Below are 17,082 nucleotides of genomic sequence, written 5' to 3'. Positions count from 1 at the left end.
ATGAGTCTGCATTCCCTCGACGGCAAGGTGGCGGTGATCAGTGGCAGTGCCACCCTGATCGGCCAGGCGGTGGCCGCGGCGCTGGTCGCAGCCGGCGCGCGGGTGGCGCTGCTGGACATCGATCCCCAGGGCGCGGCCTGTGCCGAGGCGCTCGGCGAAGCAGCCTTTTTCCAGACCGTGGACCTGACCGACGATGCGGCCCTGGCCAAGGCGGTGGCAGGGATTCACCAACGCTTCGGCGCGGTGGATTTTCTGGTCAACCTGGCCTGCACCTATCTCGACGATGGCCTGGCCTCGCCGCGCGGCGACTGGCTCAAGGCGCTCGACGTGAACCTGGTCTCGGCGGCGATGCTGGCGCAGGCACTGCACGCGGATCTCAAGGCGCAACGCGGCGCGGTGGTCAACTTCACCTCCATTTCCGCCGCCTCCGCCCAGACCGGGCGCTGGCTCTATCCGGTGTCCAAGGCCGCGCTCAAGCAACTGACCCGCAGCATGGCCCTGGACCTGGCGCCGGATGGCATCCGCGTCAACTCGGTGTCGCCGGGCTGGACCTGGTCGCGGGTGATCGCCGAGGTCAGCGGCGGTGATCGGGCCCACGCCGACCGGGTCGCCGCCGACTTCCACCTGCTCGGCCGCCTCGGCGAGCCGGCGGAAGTGGCCCAGGTGGTCGCCTTCCTCTTGTCGCCGGCGGCGAGTTTCGTCACCGGCGCCGACTACGCCGTGGACGGCGGTTATTCGGTCATGGGACCGGAGCGCAACCAACCGGCCATTCCACGCCTCGCCGAACGGGAGTGATGCCATGCACAACCCCTTCTGGCAGCTGTTCAACGGCTTCACCCCCACCCGCAACTCGACTCCCCGGAGAACCTCCATGCGTCGTATCGCCATCGTCGGGGCCGGCCAGGCCGGCCTGCAACTGGGCCTGGGTCTGCTTGCCCAGGGTTATCACGTCACCCTCACCACCAACCGCACCGGCGACCAGGTGCGCGGCGGCAAGGTGATGTCCAGCCAATGCATGTTCAACACCTCGCTACAGACCGAGCGCGACCTGGGGCTGAATTTCTGGGAAGACCAGTGCCCCGCGGTGGAGGGCGTCGGCCTGGCCGTTCCCGATCCCGTGCAGCCCGACCGCCCGGCGTTCCAGTGGAGCGCCCGCCTGGAGCGCTATGCCCAGGCGGTGGACCAGCGCCTGAAGATGCCGGCCTGGATGGACGAGTTCGAGCGGCGCGGGGGTGAGCTGATCATCCAGGACGTCGGCCTGCCCGAGCTGGAAACCCTCGCCGCCAGCCACGACCTGACCCTGCTGGCCGCCGGCAAGGGCGAGGTGGTCAATCTGTTTCCCCGGGATACCGAGCGCACCGTCTTCCAGCAGCCGCAACGCGCCCTGGCGCTGACCTACGTGAAGGGCATGACGCCCATGTCGCCCTATTCGCGGGTGGCCTTCAACCTCGTCCCCGGCGTGGGCGAGTACTTCGTCTTCCCGGCCCTGACCCTGAGCGGACCCTGCGAGATCATGGTCTTCGAAGGCATCCCCGGCGGCCCCATGGACTGCTGGCAGGACGTCACCTCGCCGGAACAGCACCTGGAGCGCAGCCTGGAGATCGTCCGCCGCTTCGCGCCCTGGGAGGCCGAGCGCTGCCAGAACCTGGAGCTCACCGACGCCGGTGGCGTGCTGGCCGGGCGCTTCACCCCCATGGTGCGCAAGCCGGTGCTGCGCCTGCCCTCGGGCCGGGCGGTGTTCGGCATGGCCGATGCCCTGGTGGTCAACGATCCCATCACCGGCCAAGGCTCCAACAATGCCGCCAAGTGCAGCAAGGTCTACCTGGATGCCATCCTCGCCCAGGGCGATGCCGCCTTCACCCCCGACTGGATGCACCAGACCTTCGAGCGCTACTGGGACTACGCCGGCCAGGTGGTGAAGTGGACCAACAGCCTGCTGACCCCGCCGCCACCGCACATCCTCGACCTGCTCGGCGCCGCCAGCCAGTCCCCGGCCATCGCCGCGAACATCGTCAACGCCTTCGACGATCCCCGGCGGTTCGCGCCCTGGTGGTTCGAGGCGGAGGCCTGCCAGACCTTCATCCGTGAACACCTGAGCCAGGCTGCCTGAGGAACTCGCCATGACCCTAGACGCACTCGAACTCATCGCCGCCGACCCGACCAATCCGCGCGCCTTGCGCAACCTGCTGGGGCAATTCGCCACCGGCGTCACCGTGATCACCACCCGCGGTCGCGATGGCCGCAAGGTGGGCATGACCGCCAACTCCTTCTCCTCGGTGTCCCTGGAGCCGCCGCTGGTGCTCTGGAGCCTGGCGCGCCAGGCGCCGAGCCTGCCGGACTTCCTGGCCGCCAGCCACTTCGCCATCCACGTGCTGGGCAGCGACCAGCACCAGCTCTCCGGCCACTTCGCGCGGCCGGCCGACGACAAGTTCGCCGACGTTGCCCACGTCGAGGGCACCGCCGGGGTACCGCTGCTGGAAGAGGCCGTGGCCACCTTGGTGTGCCGTAACCACGTCCAGTACGAGGGCGGCGACCACCTGATCTTCCTCGGCGAGATCGAGCACTACCGACACAGCGGCGGAGAACCGCTGGTCTTCCACGCCGGCCAGTACCGGGTCGCCAGCGCGCATCCGGCGCTGAGCGCCTGAGCCTCGGCAGCGCCCGTCGATTCCACTCGATCGGCGGGCGCTGCCCTTTCGAATCTGCCTTTCGCGAGCACGAACAGCCGTATTCAAGGAGCCTTGCATGACCCGGATTCGCTATCTTTCCCTCGCCGGCGCCCTGGTGGCCGGGACCGCCCAGGCCTATGACCTGCCGGTGGTCAACCTCGGCCTCACCAGCTTTCTCGACGGCGGTCTGCCCGCGGGCAACGGCTGGTACCTGCAGCAGTATTTCCAGAACTACAGCAGCCATCGGCTGACCGATCAACACGGCGACAAGCTGGGGCTGCCGAAGACCAAGCTGGACTACCAGGTATCGGTGACCCAGCTCAGCTACGTATCTGACCTGCGCCTGGGCAGCGGCAACCTGGGGTTGAACATGCTGCTGCCGGTGGTGACGCGGATGAAGGTCGACGACGGCCTGAACAATGCCGCGCTCAAGGACCAGGGCGGCGTGGGCGACTTGCTGGTAGGGCCCTTCATCCAGTTCGATCCGGTGATGGGCGCCAGTGGCCCACGCTTCGTCCAGCGCGTCGAATTCCAGATCAACGTGCCCACCGGCGAGTACGACCGCGACAAGGACATCAACCCTGGTAACCATGCCTGGTCGCTGGATCCCTACTGGGCCGCCACCTACTGGTTCACGCCGGACTGGACCGTCTCGGTGCGCGCCCACTACCTCTACAACTTCAAGAACGACAAGCCCGGCTATGCCTTCGGCGACGCTTCCGACATCCAGGCCGGCCAGGCGCTGCATGCCAACTTCGCCACCGAATACGCCGTCACCCCGCAGTTGCGCCTGGGCATCAACGGCTACTGGCTCAAGCAGATCACCGATACCCAGGTCGATGGCCACGACGTCTCCGGGCGCCGGGAGAAGGTCTGGGCCATCGGCCCCGGCGGCATGTACAGCTTCTCCAAGAACGACCACCTGGTAGCCAACGCCTATTTCGAGCAGGACGCGGAGAACCGTCCCGAGGGCAGCCGGGTGCAGGTGCGCTACATCCATCACTTCTGACCGGACGGAGTTCAGCTCCCTTCGTCCTTTTCAAGCCTGCCGGGGATGGCAGGCTTCTTTTTGCCTGGCGTTTGGCCGAGGGGATTCCGGGTAGGGTAGGTTGGGCTGAGCGCAGCGAAGCCCAACAAAGGGTGCCTTCCCGGCGATCCAGACAGAGCGACAGATGACGCTGGGTGGTGCCGGAGGCGTAGGATGGTCGTATCGTCTCATTCCAATCTCCGGTCCATCGCGGCCATTGCGGTTCGCCGTTGCGGCCGCTCCTAGGGTGACCACCGCTCTCGTCTAGCTAGCACTCGCGCTAACCGTAGCGTGGAAAACGGCGCAGCCTTTTCCACTGGCAATCCGCTGTGAGGCGTGCCCTCACCCCAACCCTCTCCCGAGGGGAAAGGGGGGCTATCCGAGCAGGCGTTCGTCTCCCTCAGCGCCAGCAAGCTCTCGATCAACCTCAAACCCTCATGTTGATGACAACTGTCCAGGGCTATCAGGGCCACGCTCGCTCTATCCGTAGGAGCGGCCGCAACGGCGGACCGCCATGGCCGTGATAAAGCGGTGATTGCCGTTAGCCGCGGTACATTGGCTGAGCGCAGCGAAGCGCGAGAGGGAGAGCCCGCCAGGCGCTCCAGGCCAAGCGACGAAGGCCGTTCGATACCGCCGGAAGTGGGGCTGTTGGGCGTCGACGGTCGAGCTGTCTCAGCCCAACCTACGTCAGGATCGAGGTGTAGGTAGGGTTGAGCGCAGCGAAGCCCAACAGCGAGGTCCCGCCTGGCGATCAGGCCGAGCGGGGGACCTCATTTGGAGCTGCTGGAAGGGGGGATTGTTGGGCTTCGACGGTGGAGCTGTCTAAGCCCAACCTACGTCTGGGTTGAGGTGTAGGTTGGGTTGAGCGCAGCGAAGCCCAACAGCGAGGTCCCGCCTGCCGATCAGGCCGAGCGGGGGACCTCATTTGGAGCTGCTGGAAGGGGGGATTGTTGGGCTTCGACGGTGGAGCCGTCTCAGCCCAACCTACGCCAGGGTCGAGGTGTAGGTTGGGTTGAGCGCAGCGAAGCCCAACAGCGAGTTCCTACCAGGCAATCAGGCCGAGCGGGGGACCTCGTTTGGAGCTGCTGGAAGGGGGGATTGTTGGGCTTCGACGGTGGAGCTGTCTCACCCCAACCTACGTCAGGGTCGAGGTGTAGGTTGGGTTGAGCGCAGCGAAGCCCAACAGCGAGGTCCCGCCTGGCGATCAGGCCACCTATTGGTGCTGCTGGAAGAGAAGGCGTTGGGCTTCGACGGTAAAGCTGTCTCAGCCCAACCTACAAAAGCGTAGCCCGGCAGGGGAGCTGTCGGGCTTCGTGGATAACGCCGTGCGGAATCACCGCGTGGACGCACTCTGCAGGAATTTCTCGCTATACAGCCGCGTCTCCTCGCCCAGGCCCTGCTGGTCGAGCCAGGTCTTGACCGCCTCGACCATGGGCGGCGGGCCGCAGAGGTAGAGGTCGCAGGCCTGGTCGGTGAGGAAGCGGCGGTCGAAGTGTTCGGGGATGTAGCCGCTGAGGCCCTGCCAGGCCGGGCTCGGCTGGCTCACCACCGGCTGGTAGTCGAAGTCGGCGATGCGGTTGCGATAGGCCTCCAGGCGGGCGCCTTCGCAGAGGTCCTGCTCCTGGGTGACGCCATAGAACAGCCGCACCGGTTGGCCGCAGCCACCTTTCTCGGCCATCTCGTCGAGCATGCCGAGGAAGGCCGAGAGGCCCGTGCCGCCGGCCACCAGCACCAGCGGCCGTTCCACCTGCCGCAGGTAGAAGCTGCCCAGGGGCGCCTCCAGCTCCAGGGTGAGCCCCGGTTGGCAGCGCTCGCGCAGGAAGTTGCTCATCACCCCGTCCGGCAGCAGGCGGATAAGGAATTGCAACTGGTTCTGCGCATTGGGCCGGTTGGCGAAGGAGTAGGCGCGCCATTCCTCGGTGCCGGGGATGCGCAGCCGCGCGTACTGGCCCGGAAGGAATTGCAGCTGCCGCGGGGCAGCGCTGGCGTCCAGATGCAGGATGGCGGTGGTGGCCGAGACCAGCTCCACCGAGGTCACCTGGGTGCTGATGCGCTCAGGGTCGGCGGCGTGGCAGAGGCTGGAATCGTGGTCGAAGTAGAAGGCGGCGTCGGAGGTCACCCGGGTCTGGCAGGCGAGCACCTTGCGCTGCGCCAGGTCGCGTTCGGAGAGGGCTTCCTCGTCGACGTAGTCCTGGCGGTAGGCGCCAGCTTCGCAGCGCCCCTGGCAGGTGCCGCAGACGCCTTCGCGGCAATCCAGCGGCAGGCTGATGCCCTGGCGCAGGGCGGCGTCCAGCAGCAGTTCGTTGGGCTTCACCGCGATGAACAGCGTCTTGCCGTCGGCGAAGCTCAGAGCGACGTTGTGGCTCATGGCGGTGACCTCAGAGGTGGTAGAAGTCGAGCACGGAATTGATGGTGTCGTTGAGCAGCAGCACGTGCTTGCGGGTGATGCGGAAATCGCCGTCCACCTCGCGCAGGTGATAGGTCACCCGGCCATAGAACTGTTCGGAGACGCCATGCCGGGTGTAGAGGGTCTGCCAGCCGGCGCGGACCTCCAGTTGGCCATCCTCCCAGCCGGTGACGCGCACGTTGCTGATCTGGTGCAGGGTGCGCGGCAATGGGGTGGAAGCGGCCGATTTGCCGGTGCGCAGGCGGAATACTCGGTCCTCCAGGCCCGAGCGATCGGCGTAGTAGATGTAGGAGAGACCCTGGGTGGGATCGGCGACGTACTCGTGCTCGCTGACCCACTGCGGCAGATGGAAGACGCTGTCGGCGTCGAACAGCGCCAGGTAGGCGTCCCAGTCCTGGGCATCGCACAGCGCGGCCTTGCGGTAGAGGAATTGCTCCACGGCGTAGTGCAGGTCAGGAGTCATGCCGAAACCTCCGTCGGTTGCAGGGCCTTGAGCGCCAGACCATCGAGCAGGAAGCGCTGCCAGGCGCCGTGCTGGTTCACATAGAGGCCTTCGTGGGTGAATTCGGTGCCGGTGAGCACCGGCTGGATGCCCAGGGCTTCACTGTTCACGGTGGGGCCGGCGGTCCAGCGGTGATGGCCGCGGGAGATGTCGTTCCAGCGCTCCAGGCGGGCCTGGAAGCCGCGCTGGGCCTCGCGGAATTCCACCAGGTCGTCGGGCGTGCCCATGCCCGAGACGTTGAAGAAGTCCTCGAACTGGCGGATGCGGTTGGTGCGGTCGGCCGGTGCCTCGCCCTTGACGCCGATGCACTGGCTGATGATCTCGGTCTTGTTCCAGGCCAGCGGCCGCACGATGCGCAGCTGGGAGCTGATCTGGTCCATGAAGAACAGGCTGGGGTAGATGTTGAGGTTGCGCAGGCGATGCATCATCCACTCGGCGCGGGCCTGGCCGTATTCCTCCACCAGGCGCGGCATCACGCTGGCATAACCGGGGCGCACGCTGGGGTTGGGCATGTCGCTGAACAGCAGGCTGTGGCCGTTGTTGAAGGAGAACCAGCCATCGTCGGTCTCGGCATCGCCGGCGCCGAGCTTGCTGTAGTCCAGGGTGCTGCTGGCGCCGCCTTTCTCGGCATTGACCTGCTGGCGGTGCTGCACGGTGGAGACGTAGTTGTAGTGCACGGTGCTGACGTGATACCCGTCCAGGCCGTTTTCGTTCTGCAGCTTCCAGTTGCCGTCGTAGGTGTAGGTGGACTTGCCCGGCAGGATCTCCAGCTCGCCGGTGGGGGACTGGGCCACCATCATGTCGAAGAACAGCTTGGCATCGCCCAGGTAGTCTTCCAGGAAATCGCTGCCCTGGGTGTCCAGGCTGACGAAGACGAAGCCCTTGTAGCTCTGGATGCGGGCCTTCTTCAGGCCGCGGGTGGCCTTGTCGAAGCCGTCGGGGTATTCGCCCGGTGCCTTGACCTTCACCAGCCGGCCGTCGCTCTTGTAGCACCAGGCATGGAAGGGGCAGGTGAAGGTGGACTGGTTGCCACGCGCCACGCGGGTGAGGGTGGCGCCGCGGTGCTGGCAGGCGTTGATCAGCGCATGCAGCTCGCCGTTGCCGTCGCGGGTGATGATCAGCGGCTGGCGGCCGGCGCGCATCGTCACGAAGTCATGGGGCTTGGCGAGCTCGCTTTCGTGGCAGGCATAGATCCAGACCTTCTCGAAGATCAGCTCCATTTCCAGCTCGAACAACTCGGGTTCGGTGAAGAGGTCGCGGGCGATGCGATAGACGCCGTCGGCTGGACGGAAGTCCAGGCAACCTTGGATGTAGTCCTGCCATTGGGCAATGCTGCGGATGCTCATCAGGGGTGTCCTCTAGGGTGAGACTCGCCTCGATTGAAGCCCCGCCGGTGCACCCCCTCTAGCCGCTTTTTCACCGATCGCTAGCCGGATTTTTTCGCTCGCCGGACTGGCCTGCACTCTGCGGATAGTGGTGGCGGCACGCGGCGTGCAGCATGGAGCCAGCCAGCGGAGGACCCCAGCATGCAGCAGACGAATTTCGAGGTGCAGACGCACAGTGGCCAGGTCGCCGAGGCCTGCCGCTGGATGAGCGCGGTGGCCGGTCCGCACCGGCTGGAGGCGCGCAGCGGCGCCGAATTGAGTTTCCACCACCAGGGGTTGCGCCTACCGGGCCGGGCCACGGTGCTGGGACGGATCGGCTACGGCGCCGCGGTGCAGATTGGCATCGACGCCCTGGATGCCTACAGCCTCAGCCTGCCGCTGCAGGGGTGCCAGTCGCTGGCCAGCCGCGGCGCGCGGATCCGTTCCGACAGCCAGTGCGGCATGGTCGTCGCGCCCCACGAATGGCAGCGCCTGGACATGGCCGCCGATTGCCTCAAGCTGCAGGTGGTGATCCGCCGCGAGGCCCTGCAGGAGGTGGCGGAGGGTCTGCTGGGCCGGCCCTTGGCGGCGCCCCTGAGCTTCGCTGGCGAGATGGAGCTGGCGCGCCCGGCGGTGGCGGCCTGGTGGCAGGGTGTGCGCCAATTGCTGGACGGCTGGAGCGCGGTCCAGGCGCTCTACGGCCAGCCAGCCTTGGCCAACGACCTGGAGGTGATGCTGCTCAAGGGCCTGCTGCTGGCCCAACCGCACAACTATTCCGCGGCGCTGGAAGAGGGCGTCGGGACCGGCTATCCCGAATTTCTCCTGCGGGCGCGGCGTTACCTCGAGACCCATGCACGGGAGAATCCCTCGCTGGAAGCCCTGGAGCGGGTGGCCGGGGTATCCCGCGCCAAACTCTACGCCAGTTTCCGCCGCTATCACGGCCAGCCGCCCATGGCCTATCTCAAGCGGCTACGCCTGGAAGAGGTACGGCGCCGGCTGCTGGCGCGCCGCGAAGGGGCCAGCGTCTCGCGGATCGCCCTGGATTGGGGCTTCGAGCACCTGGGGCGTTTCGCCAGTGACTACCGTCAGGCGTTCGGCGAGACGCCGTCCCAGACCCTGGCGGGACGGCGGCTCAACTAGCCGGAGAGCGCACCGCGAAAGCGGCGGGTCTCCGAGGGGGATTCGCCGTAGCGGCGCTTGTATTCCTGGGCGAACCGGCCCAGATGGGCGAAGCCCCACTTGTAGGCGGTATCCGTCACCGATTCCACCCGCCCGCTGCGCAGCTCTTCATGCACCCGCTCCAGGCGCAGGTCGCGCAGGTAGTGCATCGGCGTGGTGCTACGGTAGGTACGGAAGCCGGCAAACAGGGTACGCACGCTGACGCCGCCATGCTCGGCGAGGGTTTCCACGCTCAGCGGCTCGTGCAGGTGCTCGGCGATATAGGCCTCGATACGCTTGATGAAATAGGGCGAGACATTGCGCTCCCGTGTGCCTTCCAGCTGGCCGTGCAGGGAATGCGGCTGGCCATAGAGCAGGGCATTGAGCAAGGACGATTCGAATTGCTTGAGCACCAGCGGCTGGTGGATCGGATGCGCGGGGTCCGTCAGGCCTTCCATGAGCAGGCCGAGCAATTGCAGGAAATAGCTGCCGCCGGGTTGGCGCAGGTCCAGGCGCGGATCGAATTGCGGTAGGCGCCCCTGCTGCGGCAGGTGCTGGGCGCAATGATGCTCCAGGTCGGCGCGCTCCAGGCGCAGCACCAGCTGGGCGGCGCCGGCGTACCATCTCATGCGTATCGGCAACTCGGGTGACAACAGCGCCGCCACCTGTGGCGAGGACTGGAAGTCCGCCGCGCCGCAGTGGATGTCGGCGCCACCGGCGAGGGGGATCTGGATGAGGTAGAAGTCCTGCAGGCACTGCGGATCGATGTCGACGTCGGTGCCGTATTCCAGGCGATTGAGCGACAGCCGCCCGCGGCTGACATGGTGCAGGCTGGCGCTGACGCTGTCGCCGCGGTGCACCGGCTTCAGCTCGTGAGGCTTGAAGACCTTGCTGACGCCCTGGCAAGCCTCGTCCCGGTCGGCGACCAGGAATTGCAGGCTGTTCGAACAGAACAGGCTGGTTTGGCGAAAGCGCTCGCCGCTCGTGGAAAGTGCGGACTCGTGGAGCATTGTTACCTCCTTGCACACAGGCGTGGCCCCCTGCACCCTTTTGTCCCCACCTGCTGCAGTAGTTGGATAGTGACTGCAGCCAGCGGATAGTGATCGGGTAACGGGGCTCGTTCTTGGCCGCTCTCGGACGGCTCTGGGCGGAGTTTTGCAAGGCACGGGCCAAGCGAGGCGTCTGGCCTGGCTTTATGGGCGATCAGCGATCAGCGATCAGTGGCGGGACGGCAGCGCCGGCACCTAGCCCTCGTCAGGGCGCAGGCGTCCGTGTTCGCTGCGTACCGCCGCCATGAAGGTCTGCATCGCCGAGGACTGCACCCGGTGGCGGCGGCGGATCAGGCCGTAGGGCGGCAGTCGCGGCTCGAAGGCGATGGGTAGCACCGCCAGCAGGTGGCGGCCGGGATAGTCGTTGACCACCGAGAGCGGCGTGACGCCGAGCATGTCGGTCTGCTGCAGCAGGGCCAGCAGGGTCATGATCGACGTGGTCTCGACGATGCTGCCGGGGATGTCGACCCGGGCATCGTGGAAGGCCTGGTTGATGATGGCTCTCATCGGACTGGGATGCTGCTGCAGCACCCAGGTGTGTTCCTGCAATTCGCCCCAGGTGAGGTGGGTGGCCTGTGCCAGGGGATTCTGCGCCCCGGCGATCACGCAGAGCACCTCTTCGCCGAGGCTGTCGAACAGCAGCTCCTCGGCGCGGGTGCCGGTGGGAATGCGGCCCAGCACCACGTCCAGCTGGTCCTGCAGGAGCGCCTGCACCAGCACATCGCTGGTATCCACCTGGATCGACATCGACAGGCGCGGATGGCTTTGCTTGAGGGTGGCGATGGTGCGGGTCAGCAGCCCCGAGGCCAGCGCCGGGATGGCCCCGACCGCGACGCGCCCGAGATTGCCCGACTCCAGGGCCACCAATTCCTCGCGCATGCCCGAGAGTTCGGCGAAGACCATGCGCCCGTAGTAGAGCACCGTCTCGCCGAAGGCCGTGGCGCGCATGCCCCGTGGTAGGCGTTCGAACAGCCCCACGCCGAGCAGGCTCTCGATCTCGTGGAGCATCTTGGTGGCCGCCGGCTGGGTCATGCCGATGTCGTCGGCGGCGCGCCGCAGCGAGCCGAATTCGGCCAGGGCCAGCACCAGCCGCAACTGGCGCAGGCGCAGGCGGCTGTGAATGGTGTGGGCATCGGGAATGCGGGTCATGCGGGCGTGCCGAGGGGAGGGATGGCCGGCTACGTTAGCGCAAAAGCCGGCGTCTGGCGCGAGCGCGGCGCGCCTATCCCAGACCGGTGCATTCACGAGGGGCTGACCTTGGTCTGCGGTTGGCTCCGGCGCAGTGCCTGTAGCCCCCGCGCCAAGAGTGGCCAGCAGAGCATCAGCAGCGCCGCCGTGGTCAGGCTGCCGACCAGGGGGTTGGACCAGAAGATCCCCAGCTGGCCATCGGAGAACAGCATCGACTGGCGGAAGGCGTCCTCGGCCTTGTCGCCCAGCACCGCCGCCAGCACCAGCGGGGCGATGGGATAGCCGAGTTTCTTGAAGGCATAGCCGAGCACGCCGAAGCCGAGCATCAGCCAGACGTCGAACAGGCTGTTGTGCACCGAGTAGGCGCCGATCACGCAGACGGTGAAGATGATGGGCGCGATGATGCAGAAGGGGATGCGCAGGATGGCGGCGAACAGCGGCACCGTCGCCAGCACCACGATCAAGCTGACCACGTTGCCCAGGTACATGCTGGCGATCAGGCTCCAGACGAAGTCGTGCTGCTCGGCGAATAGCGTCGGCCCAGGGTGCAGGCCCCAGATCATCAGGCCGCCGAGCATCACCGCGGCGGTGGCCGAACCGGGGATGCCCAGGGTCAGCATCGGCAGCAGGGCGCTGGTACCGGCGCTGTGGTCGGCGGTCTCGGGGGCGATCACCCCTTCCAGTTCGCCCTTGCCGAAGCCATCGCGATTCTTCGAGAAACGCCGGGCCAGGCTGTAGCTCATGAAGGAAGCGGCGGTGGGGCCGCCCGGGGTCACGCCCATCCAGCAACCGACCAGGGCGCTGCGCAGCCAGGTCAGCCAATAGCGCGGCAGTTGCTTCCAGGTGGCGAGCACGGTGCGCAGGGTGATGCGCGCCTGCTCGCCACGAAAGACCAGGCCTTCCTCCACGGTGCAGAGGATCTCGCCGATGCCGAACAGCCCGATCACCGCCACCTCGAAGCTGATGCCCGAGAGCAGCGCCGGCTGGTCGAAGGTCAGGCGCAGGTTGCCGGACACCGTATCCATGCCCACCGCCGCCATGGCGAAGCCGATCATCATGGCCGCCACCGTCTTCAGCGGTGGATTCTTGCTCATGCCGATGAAGGTGCAGAAGGCCAGCAGGTAGACGGCGAAGAATTCCGGCGAGCTGAATTCCATGGCGAAGGCGGCGATGCGGCTGGAGAGGAAGGTCAGCAGCAGCACCCCCACTAGGGCGCCCAGCAATGCCGAGGTGAAGGCCGCGGTGAGGGCTTCGCCCGCGCGACCCTGGCGGGCCAGGGGATAGCCGTCGAAGGTGGTGGCCACCGACGAGGGTTCGCCCGGGATGTTGAACAGGATGGAGGTGATGGAGCCACCGAACAGCGCGCCCCAGTACATGCAGGAGAGCAGGATGATGGCCGAGGTGGGGCTCATGGTGAAGGTCAGCGGCAGCAGCAGGGCGACGCCATTGGGCGCGCCCAGGCCGGGCAAGACCCCGACCAGGATGCCGAGCAGCACGCCGATCACCATAAGGGCGATATGGTGGAAGGACAGGATCAGGCCCATCCCGTGCATCAGGGAATCGAATTCGCTCATGACAGGCTCCTCAACAGGCGGGCGAGGTCGGCCAGGGGCCCGGCATCCAGCGGCACCTTGAACCAGAGGGCGAAGATCAGGTAGCTGGCCAGGCTCACCCCGCCAGCGGTGGCCAGGATCTGCCAGACGCCGTAGCGCCTTTGCCGCTGGCGATCCCGCGCCATGAACCAGGCGATGAACAGGAAGGCCGTGAGATAGAGGCCGAGCAGGGGCAGGGCGACGACGAAAGCCAGCATCGGCAGGAACACCCGTAGCACCTGGCCGAAGGCGGCGCACTCGACGAAGCATGTGCGCAGCGCCTGCCAGCGCCACAGGGTCTGCAGCGCCGTGGCCAGGCTGGCCAGGGTCAGCAAGAGACCGATGTAGAAGGGGAAATAACCGGGCTCCGGACCGGCATCGCCCCAACCGATGCCCTGTTCCAGACTGCCCACCATCACGATGCCGCCAAGGCCAGCGGTAAAGGCCGCCAGGCCCAGTTCCACCCAGCGGGTGGCGATCAGGGAATCTCCGGCCATGGCCGTCTCTCCTGTGTCGGTGCGCCGATCAGCGCTTGAGCCAGCCCGCATCCTCGAACACCGGGGTGACCCGGGCGGTATCCTGGGCGATGTAGTCCTGCAGCGCCTGGCCTTCGAGGAAGGTCGGCACCAGGGCGTTGCGCTCGATGTAGGCCTTGAACTCCGGGGTCTGGCTGACCTTGCGCAACAGCGCCACATAGAAGGCGCGCTGCTCCTCGCTGACCCCGCCCGGCAAGAGCACGGTGCGCGGGAAGCGGTACTGGTCGATGCCCAGGCCCTGTTCCTTGCAGGTGGGTACGTCGGACCAGGCCTGGGTCTCGGTGACCTTGGCCGTATAGGTCATGCGCGCCCGGCTGAACACGCAGAGCGGCACGACCTGGCCGCCGCGCCACTGGCTCAGGCTCTCGCTGGGATTGTTGACGTTGGAGGTGATGTGCTTGCCGGCCAGCTGGGTGGCCGCCTCGCTGCCACTCTTGAAGGGGATATAGGTGAGCCTGGTGCCCTCGGTGCGGTTGAGCAGCAGGGTCAGGGTCTGGTCGACGTCCTTGGACTGGCTGCCGCCCATGCGCTTGCCGGCCGGATCCTGCTTGAGGACGTCGAGATAGCCGCGGGCGTCCTTCCAGGGCGCGTCGGCGTAGGTCCAGAGGATGAAGTCGTCCTCGGCAATGGCCGCCACCGGGGTGAGGTCGGCGAGCTGGTAGCCAAGCTTGGCGGTCAGCGGCAGCAGGTAGACGTTGTTGGTGGCGATGACCAGCTTGTCCGCCTCGCCCTTGGCCAGCTTCATTTCCAGGAAGGCCTCGGCACCGTTGCCGCCGCCCTTGTTCATCACCACGGTGCTGGCGTCGAGCAGCTTATGCTGGGTGATGATCGACTGGATCAGGCGGCCGAGCTGGTCGGTGCCGCCACCGGGGCCGCCGGCGACCACGATGTCCACCTTGCCTTCCGGCTGCCAGGCGGCCTGGGCCAGAGGGGTAGCGACGGTGGCGAGACAAAGGGGGAGGGCGGCGAGCAGTGCGGATCTGCGCATGGGATGTCCTCTTTCTTATCGTTGTTGTGAGTGAGGCGAGTCTGCGCAGGCCGAGACGAGCCTGACCACTCAAAAATAGGCATGCGTCGATAGCCTGGGGTTATGTCTTGAAGGTCGCTCCGCTGAATGTCCCGTCTTAGAAGGCTTGCCTAACTCACCCTCGGCTGGCCTATATCCTGGGCTTATATCCCTATCCGCAGATTTGCATTGGACGGTTATCACCCTGCGCCGGATAGTCGACCTCGCTCGCCGGTAGCTGAACACCCATAACAACAATCCAGGGGTCCACGCCATGCTCTCGACGTCTCGTTCCACACCGCTCGCCAAAGCCGCCGCCGTCCCTACGGCAGTCCAGGCTTCCCGGGTTCGCTGGCGCATCTTCGCCATCATCTTCGGCCTCACCGTCATCAACCTGGTGGACCGCGTGTCCCTGTCCATCGCCATGCCTACCATCGCCCGCGAATTCCAGCTGACGCCGGCCGTCCAGGGGCTGATCCTCAGCAGCTTCTTCTGGGCCTACGCCCTGCTGCAGATTCCCGGCGGCTGGCTGATCGACCGCTACGGCTCGCGCCGGGTGATCGGCTGGTCCACCGGGTTGTGGGGCGTCTTCCAGACCTTGGCCGCCTTCGCCAGCGGTGGGCTGTCACTGATCTTCGCCCGGGTCGCCCTGGGCGCCGCCGAGGCGCCGCTGTTCCCGGCCGGCGGCAAGCTCAATTCCCTGTGGCTGGCCTCCAGCGAGCGGGGGCGCGGCGCGGTGCTGATGGATTGCGGTGGCCCGCTGGGCGTCGCCCTGGGCGGCCTGCTCATCGCCTACCTGATCGCCGTCTTCGGTTCCTGGCGAACCGCCTTCTTCATCGCCGGTATCGCCACCCTGGCAATGGCCTGGCTGGCCTGGCGCTATTTGCGCGACGATCCGGCGACCCACCCCGGGGTCAACGCCGCCGAGCTGGCGCGGATCAACGAGGGCCGTACTACCTCCGTGGCCCAGGCGGCCAAGGCCGGTGCCCAGGGCCTGGGTATCGCCCGGCGTTCCCTGGCGGGCATCCTGCTCGGTCGCGCCAGCTGGGCGATGGTGTTCTTCGGTCTGTTGACCTGGGGCCCCAGCTATCTGGCCCAGGCCCGGGGCTTCGACATCAAGGGCATCGGCGCGGCGACCTTCGTCATCTTTCTCTGCGGCGCGGCCGGCTCCCTGGTCGGTGGCTTCCTCTGCGACCTGCTGGTGCGCCAGGGCGTGCGTCGCGGCCTCGCCGCCAAGGGGCTGCTGTCCTGCTCCGGACTGGTGGCGCTGGCGGCCTTCCTGCTGCTGCCGCGGCTGAGCGATCCCTATGCCGCCGTGGCGCTGCTGGCCCTCACGGCCTTCTTCCTCATGTGGGGCAGTCTCTACTGGAGCTTCCCGGCGCTGCTGGCGGCACCGGCAAGGGTTGGCTTGATCGGCGGGGTGATGAACCTGGCCGGTAGCCTGGGCGGCATCGCCGTGCCCATCCTGGTCGGCCTGCTGCTGCAGCACCTGGGCGGCTATCCGGCGGTGCTGGGCTTCTTCGCCCTCTGCTCGGGCCTGTTCATCCTCGGCACCCTGCTGATCGCCCTGGACGAGCGGGAGGTGCAGCATGGCTGAGCTCTATAGCGGCCCCATCATCGACGCCCATCACCATTTCTGGGAGCCGAGGCGCAATTTCCATCCCTGGCTGTCCGGCGCGGAGGCCATTCCCTTCCGTTATGGCGACTACAGCGCCATCAGGGGCGACTACCTGCCCGAGCATTACTTCGCCGACGCCGCCGGCCACGACGTGGTCCAGACCGTCTACGTCGAGACCGAATGGGATCCGCACGATCCCCTGGGCGAAACCCGCTACATCCACGACCTGGCCGGTCGCCATGGCGTACCCAACGCCGTGGTCGCCCAGGCCTGGCTGGACGCCGAAGACGCCGCCGACCTGCTCGCCGCCCAGGCCGCCTTCGCGCGGGTGCGCAGCGTCCGCCACAAGCCTGGCGGTCCCACGCGTCCGCAAGAGGTGGGTCGCCAGCGCACCCTGATGAGCGATGACCGCTGGCGCCGCAGCTATGCCGAGTTGCAACGTCACGGCCTGCATTTCGACCTGCAGACACCCTGGTGGAATCTCGACGAGGCCTGCCGCCTGGCGCGGGACTTCCCGGCCATCCAGCTGATCCTCAACCACACGGGGCTGCCGTCCGACCGCAGCGCCGAGGGCCTGGCCGCTTGGCGCGCCGCCTTGGCCCGGCTGGCCGAATGGCCCAACGTGGCGCTGAAGATCTCCGGCCTGGGCCTCGCCGGCCAGCCCTGGCGCGCCGAGGACAACGCCTGGATCGTCCGCGAGGCCATCGCCATCTTTGGCGCCGAGCGCGCCCTGTTCGCCAGCAACTTTCCGGTGGATCGCCTGTGCGGCAGCTTCGATACGATCTTCAGCGGCTTCAAGCGCCTGGTGGCCGACCTTCCCGCCGCCAGCCAACGCCAGCTGTTCCACGACACCGCCCAGCGCCTCTATCAGCCCCTGGCCGCCGCCCCTTCGCTGCGGGTGCCGGCGGCCTGAGCAGTCGCTGCCGCTCGTTATAAGGCAAACTTCCGGCGCGATATAACCCCGCG

15 protein-coding genes are annotated in these 17,082 nt (G+C 67.0%); 7 read left to right on the top strand and 8 right to left on the bottom strand.

The window, feature by feature from the left end:
- From FSV73_RS20825 to FSV73_RS20810, 4 genes are all read left to right on the top strand, one after another.
- The gene (locus FSV73_RS20825) at positions 1-795 is read left to right on the top strand and encodes an SDR family oxidoreductase (protein WP_145010879.1); all 795 of its coding nucleotides are present in this window, start codon (positions 1-3) and stop codon (positions 793-795) included.
- Between the two features lie 76 nt (positions 796-871).
- The gene (locus FSV73_RS20820; protein ID WP_145011251.1) at positions 872-2,110 is read left to right on the top strand and encodes a styrene monooxygenase/indole monooxygenase family protein; all 1,239 of its coding nucleotides are present in this window, start codon (positions 872-874) and stop codon (positions 2,108-2,110) included.
- A gap of 10 nt (positions 2,111-2,120) precedes the next feature.
- Entirely contained in the window at positions 2,121-2,648 is a 528-nt protein-coding gene (locus tag FSV73_RS20815; protein WP_145010874.1) for a flavin reductase family protein, read from the top strand.
- A gap of 97 nt (positions 2,649-2,745) precedes the next feature.
- Positions 2,746-3,678 carry a SphA family protein gene (locus FSV73_RS20810; RefSeq protein ID WP_145010871.1) on the top strand — a complete coding sequence of 311 codons (933 nt, stop codon included), beginning with the start codon at positions 2,746-2,748 and terminating at the stop codon, positions 3,676-3,678.
- 1,351 nt (positions 3,679-5,029) lie between these two features.
- On the opposite strand, the gene antC is transcribed toward FSV73_RS20810, so the two are convergent.
- The 3 genes from antC to antA are packed head-to-tail and all read right to left on the bottom strand — an operon-like array spanning position 5,030 to position 7,951.
- Positions 5,030-6,064: an anthranilate 1,2-dioxygenase electron transfer component AntC gene (gene antC / locus FSV73_RS20805; RefSeq protein WP_145010868.1), complete on the bottom strand. Its 1,035-nt coding sequence runs from the start codon at positions 6,062-6,064 to the stop codon at positions 5,030-5,032.
- Positions 6,065-6,074: 10 nt separating this feature from the next.
- Positions 6,075-6,566: an anthranilate 1,2-dioxygenase small subunit gene (gene antB / locus FSV73_RS20800; protein ID WP_145010865.1), complete on the bottom strand. Its 492-nt coding sequence runs from the start codon at positions 6,564-6,566 to the stop codon at positions 6,075-6,077.
- Positions 6,563-7,951: an anthranilate 1,2-dioxygenase large subunit gene (antA, locus tag FSV73_RS20795; RefSeq protein ID WP_145010862.1), complete on the bottom strand. Its 1,389-nt coding sequence runs from the start codon at positions 7,949-7,951 to the stop codon at positions 6,563-6,565. The genes antB and antA overlap by 4 nt, the downstream gene beginning before the upstream one ends.
- 180 nt (positions 7,952-8,131) lie before the next feature.
- Between antA and FSV73_RS20790 the strand changes: the two genes are divergently transcribed.
- Complete coding sequence (locus FSV73_RS20790) at positions 8,132-9,109, top strand: AraC family transcriptional regulator (RefSeq protein ID WP_145010859.1); 978 nt, start codon at positions 8,132-8,134, stop codon at positions 9,107-9,109.
- Here the strand turns inward: FSV73_RS20790 and FSV73_RS20785 are convergent.
- The 5 genes from FSV73_RS20785 to FSV73_RS20765 form a co-directional block, all read right to left on the bottom strand.
- The gene (locus FSV73_RS20785; protein ID WP_145010844.1) at positions 9,106-10,137 is read right to left on the bottom strand and encodes an AraC family transcriptional regulator; all 1,032 of its coding nucleotides are present in this window, start codon (positions 10,135-10,137) and stop codon (positions 9,106-9,108) included. The two genes, FSV73_RS20790 and FSV73_RS20785, sit on opposite strands and share 4 nt — an antisense overlap.
- A 234-nt stretch (positions 10,138-10,371) precedes the next feature.
- Positions 10,372-11,325 carry a LysR family transcriptional regulator gene (locus tag FSV73_RS20780; RefSeq protein ID WP_145010841.1) on the bottom strand — a complete coding sequence of 318 codons (954 nt, stop codon included), beginning with the start codon at positions 11,323-11,325 and terminating at the stop codon, positions 10,372-10,374.
- Positions 11,326-11,417: 92 nt separating this feature from the next.
- Complete coding sequence (locus tag FSV73_RS20775) at positions 11,418-12,938, bottom strand: tripartite tricarboxylate transporter permease (RefSeq protein WP_145010838.1); 1,521 nt, start codon at positions 12,936-12,938, stop codon at positions 11,418-11,420.
- Positions 12,935-13,453, bottom strand: coding sequence for a tripartite tricarboxylate transporter TctB family protein (locus FSV73_RS20770; protein ID WP_145010835.1), 519 nt, complete (start codon positions 13,451-13,453; stop codon positions 12,935-12,937). The genes FSV73_RS20775 and FSV73_RS20770 overlap by 4 nt, the downstream gene beginning before the upstream one ends.
- A 28-nt stretch (positions 13,454-13,481) precedes the next feature.
- The gene (locus tag FSV73_RS20765) at positions 13,482-14,480 is read right to left on the bottom strand and encodes a tripartite tricarboxylate transporter substrate binding protein (RefSeq protein ID WP_145010832.1); all 999 of its coding nucleotides are present in this window, start codon (positions 14,478-14,480) and stop codon (positions 13,482-13,484) included.
- Between the two features lie 292 nt (positions 14,481-14,772).
- Here FSV73_RS20765 and FSV73_RS20760 point away from each other — a divergent pair, with 292 nt between their 5' ends.
- A complete protein-coding gene (locus FSV73_RS20760; protein ID WP_145010829.1) occupies positions 14,773-16,095 on the top strand; it encodes an MFS transporter in 1,323 nt (440 codons plus the stop codon).
- Positions 16,088-17,029: an amidohydrolase family protein gene (locus FSV73_RS20755; RefSeq protein WP_145010825.1), complete on the top strand. Its 942-nt coding sequence runs from the start codon at positions 16,088-16,090 to the stop codon at positions 17,027-17,029. The genes FSV73_RS20760 and FSV73_RS20755 overlap by 8 nt, the downstream gene beginning before the upstream one ends.
- Positions 17,030-17,082: the final 53 nt, after the last annotated feature.

Origin of the sequence: Pseudomonas oryzihabitans, from assembly GCF_007665395.1 — a bacterium.
In the GTDB taxonomy this organism is placed as follows: domain Bacteria; phylum Pseudomonadota; class Gammaproteobacteria; order Pseudomonadales; family Pseudomonadaceae; genus Chryseomonas; species Chryseomonas psychrotolerans_C.
This window is presented reverse-complemented; position numbering and strand designations above follow the sequence as displayed.

Bases quoted from the DNA above. Each gene is read 5' to 3' on its own strand.
- FSV73_RS20825 (WP_145010879.1), top strand. From the start codon at position 1: ATGAGTCTGCATTCCCTCGACGGCAAGGTGGCGGTGATCAGTGGCAGT.
- FSV73_RS20820 (WP_145011251.1), top strand. From the start codon at position 872: ATGCGTCGTATCGCCATCGTCGGGGCCGGCCAGGCCGGCCTGCAACTG.
- FSV73_RS20815 (WP_145010874.1), top strand. From the start codon at position 2,121: ATGACCCTAGACGCACTCGAACTCATCGCCGCCGACCCGACCAATCCG.
- FSV73_RS20810 (WP_145010871.1), top strand. From the start codon at position 2,746: ATGACCCGGATTCGCTATCTTTCCCTCGCCGGCGCCCTGGTGGCCGGG.
- antC (WP_145010868.1), bottom strand. From the start codon at position 6,064: ATGAGCCACAACGTCGCTCTGAGCTTCGCCGACGGCAAGACGCTGTTC.
- antB (WP_145010865.1), bottom strand. From the start codon at position 6,566: ATGACTCCTGACCTGCACTACGCCGTGGAGCAATTCCTCTACCGCAAG.
- antA (WP_145010862.1), bottom strand. From the start codon at position 7,951: ATGAGCATCCGCAGCATTGCCCAATGGCAGGACTACATCCAAGGTTGC.
- FSV73_RS20790 (WP_145010859.1), top strand. From the start codon at position 8,132: ATGCAGCAGACGAATTTCGAGGTGCAGACGCACAGTGGCCAGGTCGCC.
- FSV73_RS20785 (WP_145010844.1), bottom strand. From the start codon at position 10,137: ATGCTCCACGAGTCCGCACTTTCCACGAGCGGCGAGCGCTTTCGCCAA.
- FSV73_RS20780 (WP_145010841.1), bottom strand. From the start codon at position 11,325: ATGACCCGCATTCCCGATGCCCACACCATTCACAGCCGCCTGCGCCTG.
- FSV73_RS20775 (WP_145010838.1), bottom strand. From the start codon at position 12,938: ATGAGCGAATTCGATTCCCTGATGCACGGGATGGGCCTGATCCTGTCC.
- FSV73_RS20770 (WP_145010835.1), bottom strand. From the start codon at position 13,453: ATGGCCGGAGATTCCCTGATCGCCACCCGCTGGGTGGAACTGGGCCTG.
- FSV73_RS20765 (WP_145010832.1), bottom strand. From the start codon at position 14,480: ATGCGCAGATCCGCACTGCTCGCCGCCCTCCCCCTTTGTCTCGCCACC.
- FSV73_RS20760 (WP_145010829.1), top strand. From the start codon at position 14,773: ATGCTCTCGACGTCTCGTTCCACACCGCTCGCCAAAGCCGCCGCCGTC.
- FSV73_RS20755 (WP_145010825.1), top strand. From the start codon at position 16,088: ATGGCTGAGCTCTATAGCGGCCCCATCATCGACGCCCATCACCATTTC.